The organism is Pseudomonas sp. LAIL14HWK12:I7, from assembly GCF_000483465.1.
Lineage (GTDB): Bacteria > Pseudomonadota > Gammaproteobacteria > Pseudomonadales > Pseudomonadaceae > Aquipseudomonas > Aquipseudomonas kermanshahensis.
Genome location: NZ_KI519605.1, coordinates 221,772 through 234,123 on the forward strand (window position 1 = coordinate 221,772; position 12,352 = coordinate 234,123).

The window sequence follows — 12,352 nt, forward strand, 5'->3', positions numbered from 1 at the left end:
TGATGGCGTGGTTCCTGTAGGAGCAGCCTTGTGCTGCGAAGGGCTGCAAAGCAGCCCCAATGGCAATACCCGACAGCAGGCAAAAAGACCTGCACACAACAAGAGGACGGACCATCTTGAGCACTGCCGGAAAATCGATCCTGATGGTCGACGACGACCAGGAAATCCGCGAACTGCTGCAAACCTACCTGAGCCGCTCCGGCTTCCTGGTACACGCCGAGGCCGACGGGCGGGGCTTTCGTCAGGCCCTGGAAAGCACGGCCTGCGACCTGGTCATTCTCGATGTGATGCTGCCCGATGAAGATGGCTTCAGCCTGTGCCGCTGGGTGCGTCAACACCCGCGTCAAGCGCGGGTGCCGATCATCATGCTCACCGCCAGCTCTGACGAAGCCGACCGGGTCATCGGCCTGGAGCTGGGCGCCGACGACTACCTCGGCAAACCGTTCAGCCCGCGTGAACTGCAGGCGCGGATCAAGGCCTTATTGCGCCGCGCCGAGTTCGGCCAGGCGGCGCCGAGCAGCGCCGTGCTGGCCTTCGATGACTGGCGCCTGGACACGGTCAGCCACCGCCTGTTTCACCGCGATGGCGAAGAGGTGATCCTGTCGGGTGCCGATTTCGCCCTGCTGAAACTGTTTCTCGATCACCCCCAGCAAATCCTCGACCGCGACACCATTGGCAATGCCACCCGGGGGCGTGAACCGATGCCGCTGGACCGTATCGTCGACATGGCGGTCAGCCGCCTGCGCCAGCGTCTGCGCGACACCGAAAAACCACCACGGCTGATCCGCACCGTGCGTGGCAGTGGCTACCTGCTGGCTGCCCATGTCTGCTGCGCTTCCTGAGCGGCGCTGGCGCCTGCTGCCTCGCTCGCTGCTGGGGCGCATGCTGCTGCTGACCTTGCTGGTGGTGCTGCTGGCCCAAGGCTTGTCCAGCGTCATCTGGGTCGCTCAATTGCGTGCCAGCCAGTTACAAGGCCTGCGCGCCAGTGCCAGCAGCCTGGCCCATTCGATGAGTGCCAGCGTCAGCTACTTCCGCTCGCTGCCCGTGGCCTACCGGCCGATGGTGCTCGACCAGCTGCGCAGCATGGGTGGCACGCGCTTTTTCGTGTCGCTCAACGACAAGCCGCTGGACATGCCGGTGCTGCCCGTCACCCCACGCAAGCAGGCGGTGATCGAGGTGTTCCAGCAGGTGCTGCACGAACGCTTGGGGCCGCAGATGGAAGTCAGCGTGGCGTTCGTCGCCCCTGATGACCTGCGCATTTTCAACAGTGGCCTGAAACTCGATGAACTGCCACGTTCCTGGGCGCATTATTCGTTGACCCTAGAGCCGCTCAACCCACCCGTACTGGTGACACAGATCCGCCTGGGCGAGGGTGAGTGGCTGTACATCGCCTCGCTGCTGCCTGAGCCCTACACCGGCCTTGAGGCCGAGCGCCTGCCCCGCCAGCAGATCGGTTTCATCGTGCTCACCACCGCCTTGCTGTTGCTGTTCATCGGCCTGTTGGTGCACTGGCAAAGCTGGCCACTCAAGCGCCTGGCGCGCGCTGCGCGGGAGTTGTCGCTGGGCGCCGATGTGGCCCCCGTGGCCGAAGGCGGGGGCAGCGAGGTGGTTGAAGTCGGCCGGGCCTTCAACAGCATGCGCGAGCGTATCAGCCGCTACCTGACCGAACGCAGCCAGCTGTTCAGCGCTATTTCCCATGACCTGCGCACGCCCATCACGCGCTTGCGCCTGCGCGTCGAACTGCTGGAAGACGAGCGCCTGCAGGCCAAGTTCAGCCAAGACCTGGATGAGCTGGAGCTGTTGGTCAAAGGCGCGTTGCAGTGTGTGAAAGACACCGATATCCACGAGAACATCGAGCCGGTCGACCTTAACCAGGTGCTGGACATCCTGGCCGAGCCTTACCTTGGCGATGGCCGCATCACGGTGGAGGGCCAAGCGCTGGCGCCCTACCCGGGCAAGCCGCTGGCGTTGCGCCGCTGCATCGGCAACCTGATCGACAACGCCATCAAGTACGGCGAGCGCGCGCGGCTGCGGGTTATCGACAGCGCCGAGGGCTTTGTCCTGCAGGTCGATGACCACGGGCCGGGGGTGCCGCAGCAGCAGATGGAGCAGGTGTTCGAGCCGCACTTCAGGCTGGCCGGGCAGCAGCAGGGGTACGGGCTGGGCTTGGGGATTGCGCGCAACATCGCCCATAGCCATGGCGGTGAAGTGAGCTTGCTCAACCTGCGCGAGGGTGGTTTGCGGGTCACGTTGTATCTGCCGCGAGGGCTGGAGTGAGCGTGTGCGGGTATCCCCGCGAATGTCACCAAACGATGACATTCGCGCATCGCTTCGTTACCTGGCGCATCGGCCACGCCGCTTAGACTGCATGCAACGCAAGCGACCGACTTGCACGGCATAACAACAAGAAAGGTGCTTCGATGAATTCCACGCTCCGTCTCGCTGCCGCGATTTCCCTCGCTTCTCTGTTCCCGCTCAGCGCCCTCGCTGCCGATGCCAAAGGCAATGTCGAGGTCGTGCACTGGTGGACCTCCGGTGGTGAAAAGGCCGCTGTCGATGTGCTCAAGGCGCAAGTCGAGAAAGATGGTTTTACCTGGAAGGACGGTGCAGTTGCCGGCGGTGGCGGTGCCACGGCCATGACCGTGCTGAAAAGCCGCGCGGTGGCCGGCAACCCGCCAGGTGTCGCGCAGATCAAAGGCCCCGATATCCAGGATTGGGCCGCGACCGGCTTGCTCGACAGCGCCGTGCTGAAGGACGTGGCCAAGGACGAAAAATGGGACAGCCTGCTCGACCAGAAAGTCGCTAACGTCGTCAAGTACGACGGTGACTACGTCGCGGTGCCGGTCAACATCCACCGCACCAACTGGCTGTGGATCAACCCCGAGGTCTTCAAAAAAGCCGGCATCGAAAAAGCGCCCGCGACCCTCGACGAATTCTACACCGCCGCCGACAAGCTCAAGGCGGCCGGCTTCATCCCGCTTGCCCACGGTGGCCAGCCGTGGCAGGACAGCACTGTCTTCGAAAGCGTGGCGCTCTCGGTGATGGGCGTGGAAGGCTACAAGAAGGCCATGGTCGACTTGGACAACGCCACACTGACCGGCCCGGACATGATCAAGGCGTTGACCGAGCTGAAGAAGATCGCCACCTACATGGACCCTGACGGCAAAGGTCAGGACTGGAACCTGGAGGCGAACAAGGTCATCAACGGCAAGGCCGGCATGCAGATCATGGGTGACTGGGCCAAGAGCGAGTGGACCTTGGCCAACAAGGTCGCGGGCAAAGACTACCAGTGCGTGCCGTTCCCCGGCACGAGCAATGGCTTCCTGTACAACATCGACTCGCTGGTGGTGTTCAAGCAGAAGGACCCCGGCACGGCTGCCGGCCAGCAGGACATCGCCAGGAAGGTGCTGGGTACGGACTTCCAGAAGGTGTTCAGCACCAACAAAGGCTCGATCCCGGTGCGTAACGACATGCTCGCCGACATGGGCGCGTACGGCTTCGACGCCTGCGCCCAGACCTCGGCCAAGGACTTCCTGGCTGACGCCAAGACCGGCGGCCTGCAGCCGAGCATGGCGCACAACATGGCCACCACGCTGGCCGTGCAGGGCGCCTTCTTCGATGTGGTGACCAACTACATCAACGACCCCAAGGCCGATCCGGCCGACGCAGCGAAGAAGCTGGCAGCGGCGATCAAGGCCGCCCAGTAATTCATCTGTAGGAGCAGCCTTGAGCTGCTAAGAGGCCAGTGCCAGCGCTGAAGATTGCAGTGACTTCACCGGCCTCTTCGCAGCACAAGGCTGCTCCTACAGGGGTACGCGTCGTTATCCAAATGGGGATCAACCATGACCACAACCACCGCGCAATTGCGGGCCTCACCCCTGGACGCTCTCCAGCGCTGGCTACCCAAACTGGTACTGGCACCGAGCATGTTCATCGTCCTGGTCGGCTTCTACGGCTACATCCTGTGGACCTTCGTGCTGTCGTTCACCACCTCGACGTTCTTGCCCACCTACAAGTGGGCGGGTTTGGCGCAGTACGCGCGGCTGTTCGACAACGACCGCTGGTGGGTGGCGAGCAAGAACCTGCTGCTGTTCGGCGGCCTGTTCATCGCCATCAGTCTGGCCATCGGCGTGTTGCTGGCGGTGCTGCTGGACCAGCGCATTCGCCGCGAAGGCTTCATCCGCACTATTTACCTGTACCCCATGGCCCTGTCGATGATCGTCACCGGCACCGCCTGGAAGTGGCTGCTCAATCCCGGCATGGGCTTGGACAAATTGCTGCGCGACTGGGGCTGGGAAGGTTTTCGCCTGGACTGGCTGATCGACCCTGACCGAGTGGTGTACTGCCTGGTGATCGCCGCGGTGTGGCAGGCCTCTGGCTTCATCATGGCGATGTTCCTGGCGGGCCTGCGTGGCGTCGATCAGTCGATCATCCGCGCCGCCCAGATGGACGGCGCCAGCCTGCCGCGCATCTACTGGACCGTGGTGCTGCCAAGCCTGCGCCCGGTGTTTTTCAGTGCGCTGATGATCCTCTCGCACATCGCCATCAAGAGCTTCGACCTGGTGGCGGCGATGACCGCTGGTGGCCCGGGGTACTCCTCCGACCTGCCGGCGATGTTCATGTATTCGTTCACCTTCAGCCGCGGCCAGATGGGCATGGGCTCGGCCAGCGCCATCCTCATGCTCGGGGCGATCCTGGCGATCCTCGTGCCTTACCTGTACTCGGAGCTGCGGAGCAAACGCCATGCATAGCCCTGCTGACAAACCGGCGCTGAGCCTCGGCCGCCTGGCCATCCACGCGGTACTGCTGCTTGCGGTGGTGCTGTACCTGATACCGCTGGTGGTGATGCTGCTGACCAGCTTCAAAACCCCGGAAGACATCAGCACCGGCAACCTGCTGAGCTGGCCGACGGTGGTCAGCGGCATTGGCTGGGTCAAGGCCTGGGGTACCGTCAGTGGTTACTTCTGGAACTCGATCTTGATCACCGTACCGGCGGTGCTGATCTCCACGGCCATTGGCGCGCTGAATGGCTATGTGTTGTCGATGTGGCGCTTCCGCGGTTCGCAGCTGTTCTTCGGTTTGCTGTTGTTCGGCTGCTTCCTGCCGTTCCAGACCGTGCTGCTGCCAGCCTCGTTCACCCTCGGCAAGCTCGGCCTGGCCAGCACCACCGGTGGCCTGGTGCTGGTGCACGTGGTCTACGGCCTGGCCTTCACCACGCTGTTTTTCCGCAACTTCTACGTGAGCATCCCCGATGCGCTGGTCAAGGCCGCGCGCCTGGACGGTGCCGGGTTTTTCACCATTTTCCGCCGCATCATCCTGCCGATGTCGACACCGATCATCATGGTCTGCCTGATCTGGCAGTTCACCCAGATCTGGAACGACTTCCTGTTCGGCGTGGTGTTCTCCAGCGGCGACTCGCAACCGATCACCGTGGCCCTCAACAACCTGGTCAACACCAGCACCGGGGCCAAGGAATACAACGTCGACATGGCGGCGGCGATGATCGCCGGCCTGCCAACCCTGCTGGTCTATGTGGTGGCAGGCAAGTATTTCGTCCGCGGCCTCACGGCCGGCGCCGTCAAGGGGTAAGTCATGGCAACGCTTGAACTTCGCAATGTGAACAAGACCTACGGCAGCGGCCTGCCGGACACCCTCAAGGACATCCAGCTGTCGATCAAGGACGGCGAGTTCCTGATCTTGGTCGGCCCTTCGGGCTGTGGCAAGTCGACCTTGATGAACTGCATCGCCGGCCTCGAGCACATCAGCGGCGGCGCGATCCTGATCGATGACCAGGACGTCAGCGGCATGAGCCCCAAGGACCGGGACATCGCCATGGTGTTCCAGTCCTACGCGCTGTACCCAACCATGAGCGTGCGCGAGAACATCGAGTTTGGCCTGAAGATTCGCAAGATGCCTCAGGCCGCCATCGACGAAGAGGTGGCGCGGGTCGCCAAGCTGCTGCAGATCGAGCACCTGCTGGCGCGCAAGCCGGCGCAGTTGTCCGGTGGCCAGCAGCAGCGTGTGGCCATGGGCCGGGCGCTGGCGCGGCGGCCGAAGATCTACCTGTTTGACGAACCGCTTTCCAACCTCGACGCCAAGCTGCGGGTCGAGATGCGCACCGAAATGAAACTGATGCACCAGCGCCTGAAGACCACCACGGTGTATGTCACCCATGACCAGATCGAAGCCATGACCCTGGGCGACAAAGTGGCGGTAATGAAGGACGGCATCATCCAGCAGTTCGGCACCCCGCAGCAGATCTACAACGACCCGGCCAACCAGTTCGTCGCCAGCTTCATCGGCTCGCCGCCGATGAACTTCATCCCAGCTCGCCTGGCCCGGCAAGAGGGGCGCCTGCTGGCGCTGCTCGACAGCGGCCAAGCGCGTTGCGAGCTGCCCTTGGGCCTGGCCAGTGATGAATTGGACGGGCGCGAGATCATCCTCGGCATCCGCCCCGAGCAGATCGCCCTTGGCACGGGGGAGGGCAACGGCCTGCCCGGCATTCGCGCCGACGTGCAGGTGACCGAGCCCACCGGGCCTGACCTGCTGGTGTTCGTCACCCTCAACCAGACCAAGGTCTGCTGCCGCCTGGCCCCGGATGTGGCGTGCCGGGTTGGCGATAGCCTCAACCTGCAATTCGACCCGGCGCGGGTGCTGCTGTTCGACGCCGCCAGCGGTGAGCGCCTGGACGTGAGCACCGTCAACGCTTCAGTGAAGGACAACGTGACTCACTTCAAGAGCCGTTGAATCGTCTACACCATCAATAAGAAAAAAGAGGACGCAAAGGGATGGAACAGCGCAATCGCATCAAGACCTTGGGCTCATTGGCCTTGCTTGCCGTGGTGGGCAGCAGTGGGGCGCAGGCCGCCGAGGCTTTCTCCAGTGAGTCAAAATGGATGACCGGCGACTGGGGCGGCACCCGCACCGAACTGCTGGAAAAAGGCTACGACTTCACCCTTGACTACGTCGGCGAAGTGGCCGGTAACCTCAACGGCGGCTACAACGACGACAAGACGGCGCGCTACAGCGACCAGTTTGCCCTTGGCGCGCACTTGGACTTGCAGAAGATCCTGGGTTGGCACGATGCCGAATTCAAATTGGCGATCACCGAGCGCAGCGGCCGCAACCTGTCCAACGACCGCATCAGCGACCCGCGTGCCGGGCAATTCAGCTCGGTGCAGGAAGTGTGGGGGCGCGGCCAGACCTGGCGGCTGACGCAGATGTGGGTCAAGCAGAAGTACTTCGACGGGGCGCTAGACGTCAAGTTCGGCCGCTTCGGCGAAGGCGAGGACTTCAACAGCTTCCCCTGCGACTTCCAGAACCTGGCGTTCTGCGGCTCGCAGGTAGGCAACTGGGTGGGTGGCATCTGGTACAACTGGCCGGTCAGCCAGTGGGCGCTGCGGGTCAAGTACAACATCACGCCGGAATTCTTCGTCCAGGTCGGCGCCTTCGAGCAAAACCCCTCGAACCTTGAAACCGGTAACGGCTTCAAACTCAGCGGCAGCGGCACCAAGGGTGCGATCCTGCCGGTGGAGGCGGTGTGGTCGCCCAAGGTCAATGGCCTGCCGGGTGAATACCGCCTGGGTTACTACTACAGCACGGCCAAGGCCGACGACGTGTACGACGACGTCAATGGCAACCCGCAGGCCCTGACGGGCGCGGCTTTCAAGTCGCATTCGAGCAAGCACGGTTGGTGGGTGGTGGCGCAGCAGCAGGTCACGGCCCACGGCGGTGACGTCAACCGTGGCCTCAGCCTGTTTGCCAACTTTACCGTGCACGACAAGGCCACCAACGTGGTCGACAACTACCAGCAGGTCGGCCTGGTGTACAAGGGCGCCTTCGATGCTCGGCCCAAGGATGACATCGGCTTTGGCGTGGCGCGGATCCACGTCAACGACGACGTGAAGAAGCGCGCCGAGCTGCTCAATGGCCAGAGCGGCATCACCGACTACGACAACCCAGGCTTCGTGCCGCTGCAGCGCACCGAGTACAACGCCGAGCTCTATTACGGCTTCCACGTCACCAACTGGCTGACCGTGCGCCCGAACCTTCAGTACATCAAGAGCCCCGGTGGTGTGGATGAGGTGGATAACGCGCTGGTCGCGGGCTTGAAGATTCAGTCGTCATTCTGAGGGCATTTGTTGTAAATTTACGCCAATCCATTTTCGGCTCCCGGCATCCACTGGCTTGCAGTGGTTGTCGGGGATAGGCCGAGACAGCGCTATCTCAAACAACAAGAGCTCTGAACCATGCCCGAACATCCGCTACATCGCTTCTTTTCCTCGCAACGGCCCCGGCCGACGTTCGAGTGGGAGCGTTACCAGCAGCGCGATGTGCTGATCATCGACCACCCCCGTTGCCAGGCGGTATTCAGCCGGCAGGGCGCGCAATTGCTGCACTTTCAACCGGCCGGCGAACGGCCTTGGCTGTGGTGCGCCGAACAATGGCCGCAAGTGGGGGCCATTCGTGGCGGTGTGCCGGTGTGTTGGCCCTGGTATGGCCGCCACCCCAGCGAAGACTTGTGGCCGGCCCATGGCTGGGCGCGCCTGCTCGACTGGAAGCTGGTGGACAGCCGCGAGGATGAAGAGGGTGTGACGCTGAAGTGGCGGTTGGACCTGTGCGACTGGCAAGTCGACCTGCATGCGCGGCTGGGCAGCCGTATGGAGCTGAGCCTGAGCACTGAGCACCAGGACAGCGAACCCTGCCAGCTGAGCCATGCGCTGCTGGCGTACTGGCGTATCAGTGACGTGTCCGAGATAGCGCTGTCTGGGCTTGAGGATATCGAAGGTTACGACCGCCTGAACCGCCAGGCCTGCCGCGAAGATGGCGCGCTGAAGCTCAAGGGCGGCTGCCAGAAAGTGTACCCGGGCACCCCGCGGGTGCAGCTACAGGACCCGGCCTGGCAGCGGGAGCTGTGCATCGATACCGGTGACAGCGACGATACCGTGGTCTGGCACCCGGGCAATCGCCCGCTGATGGGCGTGAGCGGTCGCGAGTGCCTGGGCTTTGTCTGTGTCGAAGCCGCCAGTGGCAGTGGCGAGGGCCTCAGCCTGGCCCCGGGGCAGCGTGCCCACTTGCGTTTGCAGGCGCACCGGCTCAGTTGAGCTCGTCGTCCTCGATCGGGTAGCGGCTGGCGTTGAGGCTTTCCTTGATCTTGCGCAGGTGCGGCTGGAAGTCCACGCCGCGGCGCAGGGTCATGCCCGTGGCCAGCACGTCGAGCACGGTCAGCTGGATGATCCGCGAGGTCATCGGCATGTAGATGTCGGTGTCTTCTGGCAACGGAATGTGCAGGCTCAGGCTGCAGGCCTGGGCCAGCGGCGAGCCGGCAGCGGTCAGGCCCAGTACCGAGGCGCCGTTTTCGCGGGCCACGCGTGCCACCTCGACCAGCTCACGGGTACGGCCGGTGTAGGAGATGATCACGAACAGGTCGCCGGTGTGGGCCACCGAGGCCAACATGCGTTGCATCAACACGTCGGCGTGGGCCGACACCGCCAGGTTGAAGCGGAAGAACTTGTGCTGGGCGTCCAGCGCCACGGGGGCCGAGGCACCCAGGCCGAAGAAGTGGATCTGCCGGGCCTGGATCATCATGTCCACGGCGCGGCTGACCTGCTGCGGGTCGAGTTGCTGGCAGGCACTGTCGAGCGAGGCGATGGCGCTGCCGAAAATCTTCTGGGTGTAGGCGGCAGGGTCATCGTCGGCCTCGACCGCGCGGCTGACATAGGCAGCGCCACTGGCCAGGCTCTGCGCCAGTTGCAGCTTGAGCTCCGGGTAGCCGCTGACGCCGAACGAACGGCAGAAGCGGTTGACGGTCGGTTCGCTGACCTTGGCCGCCTGGGCCAGCGCAGCAATGCTGAACCGGGTGGCTTGTTGTGGGTTGAGCAGGATGACTTCGGCGACTTTGCGTTCGGCCTTGTTCAGCTCGTCGAGGCGTCCCTGGATCTGTTCCAGGAGGTTTCGCACGCGGTCCATGGGTGTGTCCTTGGGTCGGGAAGACAGCCGGCTGACGGAGCAGCAGGCCTTTTGCATGGTCGTCTATCGTACTGTCGGTGCGTGCGGCGCACCACTTGTCTGTAATACTCGTCGGTAATGTTGTTAGTTTTACTACATTACCCCTTGAAAACCGTATGTGAAAGCGGTATTCCTAGACCAACTTTAGGAAAGAACCAACATCATGGCTGCGATCAGTGTCGAACCTTGCACCTTTGCCCTGTTTGGCGCCCTGGGCGACCTGGCATTGCGCAAGCTGTTTCCTGCGCTCTACCAGCTCGACCGCGCCGACCTGCTGCACCCGGACACGCGTCTGTTGGCGCTGGCCCGCGAGAGCGGCAGTGCGCAGGAACACCTGAACACCATCGAAGCGCATTTGCGCCGGCATGTCCCCGACGCCGACCTCGAGCCCGCGACACTGGGCCGCTTCCTCGGCCGGCTGAGCTACCAGCACCTGGATTTTCTCCAGCCCGAGGGCTACCAGGCGCTGGCTGAGCAGTTGCCGGGCGAGTTGCCCTTGATTGCCTATTTCGCCACGGCGGCGGCCGTTTATGGCGCCATCTGCGAGAACCTCGACAGAGCCGGCCTGGCCTCCCGTACCCGGGTGGTGCTGGAAAAGCCGATCGGCCACGACCTGGAGTCGTCGCGCCGGGTCAACGATGCCGTGGCACGGTTCTTCCCCGAGAACCGGGTGTACCGCATCGACCACTACCTGGGCAAGGAGACGGTGCAGAACCTGATCGCGCTGCGCTTTGCCAACAGCCTGTTCGAAACCCAGTGGAACCAGAATTCGATCTCCCATGTGGAGATCACCGTGGCCGAAAAGGTCGGCATCGAAGGCCGCTGGGGCTATTTCGACAAGGCCGGCCAGCTGCGTGACATGATCCAGAACCACCTGCTGCAGTTGTTGTGCCTGATCGCCATGGACCCGCCCAGCGAACTTTCAGCCGACAGCATTCGCGACGAGAAGGTCAAGGTGCTCAAGGCCCTGGCACCGATCACCGGCGAAGGGCTGAGCACCCGTGTGGTGCGTGGCCAGTACATTGCCGGTTACAGCGACGGCAAACCGGTGCCCGGTTATCTGGAAGAAGACAACGCCAACGCGCAGAGCGACACCGAGACGTTCGTTGCCCTGCGCGCCGACATCCGCAACTGGCGTTGGTCGGGCGTGCCGTTCTACCTGCGCACCGGCAAGCGCATGCCGCAGAAGCTGTCGCAGATCGTCATCCACTTCAAGGAAACACCGCACTACATCTTCGCCCCGGAACAACGTTTGCAGGTGGGTAACAAGCTGATCATCCGTCTGCAACCGGACGAAGGTATTTCTTTAAGGGTGATGACCAAGGAGCAAGGCCTGGACAAGGGCATGCAACTGCGCAGCGGCCCGTTGCAGCTGAATTTTTCCGATGCCTGGCGCAGCGCGCGGATTCCGGATGCCTACGAACGCCTGTTGCTCGAGGTGATGCGCGGCAACCAGAACCTGTTCGTGCGCAAGGATGAAATCGAATATGCCTGGAAATGGTGCGACCAGTTGATCGCCGGCTGGCAAAGCGCAGGTGATGCGCCCAAGCCTTACGCGGCGGGCTCCTGGGGGCCGATGAGCTCGATTGCACTGATCACACGAGATGGGAGGGCGTGGTATGGCGATATCTGAACTGCAACTGCCGGTGGCGGTGAAGGCGCACGAACTGGCGGATGCCAAGACCCTGGCCGCAACGCTGGCCCGGGATGTGGCCGAGCGCCTGCGGGCGGCAATTGCCGCCAAAGGCCAGGCCTGCGTGGTGTTGTCCGGTGGGCGCAGCCCGGTGCCGTTTCTCGAGCGCTTGGCCGCCGAGGCGCTGGACTGGTCGAAGGTCACCGTGAGCCTAGCGGATGAGCGCTGGGTGCCGGTGGAGCATGCCGACAGCAATGCTGGCCTGCTGGCCCGCCACCTGCTCAAGGGCACTGCCGCCAAGGCACGCTTCATGGGCCTGTATCAGCAGGCTGAAAATCTTGAACGCGCCGCCGCCAACGCCGACCAGGCGCTGGCAGACCTGCCCGCCATCGACGTGTTGGTGCTGGGCATGGGCGACGACGGCCATACTGCTTCGCTGTTCCCGAACAGCCCCAACCTGGACGACGGCCTGGCCCCAAACAGCTCCCGTCGCTGCCTGCCGATGCTGGCGCCCAGCGTGCCGCATCAGCGCCTGTCGATGACCCGCGCCTTGCTGGCCAGTGCCGCGTTTACCGCGCTGTCCGTGCAAGGCCAGGGCAAACTCGCTACCCTGCGCGCCGCGCTGGCGGGCGAAGACCTTACCGAAATGCCGATACGCGCCTTTCTTCACGACCCCCTGGACATCTACTGGTGCCCATGAGCCAAGGATCC

11 protein-coding genes are annotated in these 12,352 nt (G+C 63.4%); 10 read left to right on the forward strand and 1 reads right to left on the reverse strand.

Annotated features, from left to right (window positions below):
* Positions 1-116 precede the first annotated feature (116 nt).
* The 8 genes from gltR to D886_RS0120450 all read left to right on the forward strand — a co-directional run bounded on the left by gltR (position 117) and on the right by D886_RS0120450 (position 9,104).
* On the forward strand, positions 117-842 hold the full coding sequence (gene gltR / locus D886_RS0120415; protein WP_027595662.1) for a two-component system response regulator GltR: 726 nt from the start codon (positions 117-119) through the stop codon (positions 840-842).
* Positions 823-2,277 carry an ATP-binding protein gene (locus D886_RS0120420; RefSeq protein ID WP_027595663.1) on the forward strand — a complete coding sequence of 485 codons (1,455 nt, stop codon included), beginning with the start codon at positions 823-825 and terminating at the stop codon, positions 2,275-2,277. The genes gltR and D886_RS0120420 overlap by 20 nt, the downstream gene beginning before the upstream one ends.
* A gap of 143 nt (positions 2,278-2,420) precedes the next feature.
* Positions 2,421-3,707, forward strand: coding sequence for an ABC transporter substrate-binding protein (locus D886_RS0120425; protein WP_027595664.1), 1,287 nt, complete (start codon positions 2,421-2,423; stop codon positions 3,705-3,707).
* Positions 3,708-3,842: 135 nt separating this feature from the next.
* Positions 3,843-4,751, forward strand: a complete 909-nt coding sequence (locus D886_RS0120430; RefSeq protein ID WP_027595665.1) for a carbohydrate ABC transporter permease — start codon at positions 3,843-3,845, stop codon at positions 4,749-4,751.
* Complete coding sequence (locus D886_RS0120435) at positions 4,744-5,589, forward strand: carbohydrate ABC transporter permease (RefSeq protein ID WP_027595666.1); 846 nt, start codon at positions 4,744-4,746, stop codon at positions 5,587-5,589. The genes D886_RS0120430 and D886_RS0120435 overlap by 8 nt, the downstream gene beginning before the upstream one ends.
* 3 nt (positions 5,590-5,592) lie before the next feature.
* Complete coding sequence (locus tag D886_RS0120440) at positions 5,593-6,747, forward strand: ABC transporter ATP-binding protein (RefSeq protein ID WP_027595667.1); 1,155 nt, start codon at positions 5,593-5,595, stop codon at positions 6,745-6,747.
* 41 nt (positions 6,748-6,788) lie between these two features.
* Positions 6,789-8,132, forward strand: coding sequence for a carbohydrate porin (locus D886_RS0120445; RefSeq protein WP_027595668.1), 1,344 nt, complete (start codon positions 6,789-6,791; stop codon positions 8,130-8,132).
* 117 nt (positions 8,133-8,249) lie between these two features.
* Entirely contained in the window at positions 8,250-9,104 is an 855-nt protein-coding gene (locus D886_RS0120450) for a D-hexose-6-phosphate mutarotase (protein WP_027595669.1), read from the forward strand.
* Here D886_RS0120450 and hexR read toward each other — a convergent pair.
* Positions 9,097-9,960 carry a DNA-binding transcriptional regulator HexR gene (hexR, locus tag D886_RS0120455; protein ID WP_172960401.1) on the reverse strand — a complete coding sequence of 288 codons (864 nt, stop codon included), beginning with the start codon at positions 9,958-9,960 and terminating at the stop codon, positions 9,097-9,099. The two genes, D886_RS0120450 and hexR, sit on opposite strands and share 8 nt — an antisense overlap.
* A gap of 211 nt (positions 9,961-10,171) precedes the next feature.
* Here hexR and zwf point away from each other — a divergent pair, with 211 nt between their 5' ends.
* Positions 10,172-11,641, forward strand: coding sequence for a glucose-6-phosphate dehydrogenase (gene zwf / locus D886_RS0120460; protein ID WP_027595671.1), 1,470 nt, complete (start codon positions 10,172-10,174; stop codon positions 11,639-11,641).
* A complete protein-coding gene (pgl, locus tag D886_RS0120465; RefSeq protein WP_027595672.1) occupies positions 11,628-12,341 on the forward strand; it encodes a 6-phosphogluconolactonase in 714 nt (237 codons plus the stop codon). The genes zwf and pgl overlap by 14 nt, the downstream gene beginning before the upstream one ends.
* The last annotated feature ends 11 nt before the right edge of the window (positions 12,342-12,352 follow it).

Coding starts and splice junctions, on each gene's coding strand:
- pgl (WP_027595672.1), top strand. CDS start 11,628: ATGGCGATATCTGAACTGCAACTGCCGGTGGCGGTGAAGGCGCACGAA.
- D886_RS0120420 (WP_027595663.1), top strand. CDS start 823: ATGTCTGCTGCGCTTCCTGAGCGGCGCTGGCGCCTGCTGCCTCGCTCG.
- D886_RS0120440 (WP_027595667.1), top strand. CDS start 5,593: ATGGCAACGCTTGAACTTCGCAATGTGAACAAGACCTACGGCAGCGGC.
- zwf (WP_027595671.1), top strand. CDS start 10,172: ATGGCTGCGATCAGTGTCGAACCTTGCACCTTTGCCCTGTTTGGCGCC.
- D886_RS0120450 (WP_027595669.1), top strand. CDS start 8,250: ATGCCCGAACATCCGCTACATCGCTTCTTTTCCTCGCAACGGCCCCGG.
- D886_RS0120425 (WP_027595664.1), top strand. CDS start 2,421: ATGAATTCCACGCTCCGTCTCGCTGCCGCGATTTCCCTCGCTTCTCTG.
- D886_RS0120430 (WP_027595665.1), top strand. CDS start 3,843: ATGACCACAACCACCGCGCAATTGCGGGCCTCACCCCTGGACGCTCTC.
- D886_RS0120445 (WP_027595668.1), top strand. CDS start 6,789: ATGGAACAGCGCAATCGCATCAAGACCTTGGGCTCATTGGCCTTGCTT.
- D886_RS0120435 (WP_027595666.1), top strand. CDS start 4,744: ATGCATAGCCCTGCTGACAAACCGGCGCTGAGCCTCGGCCGCCTGGCC.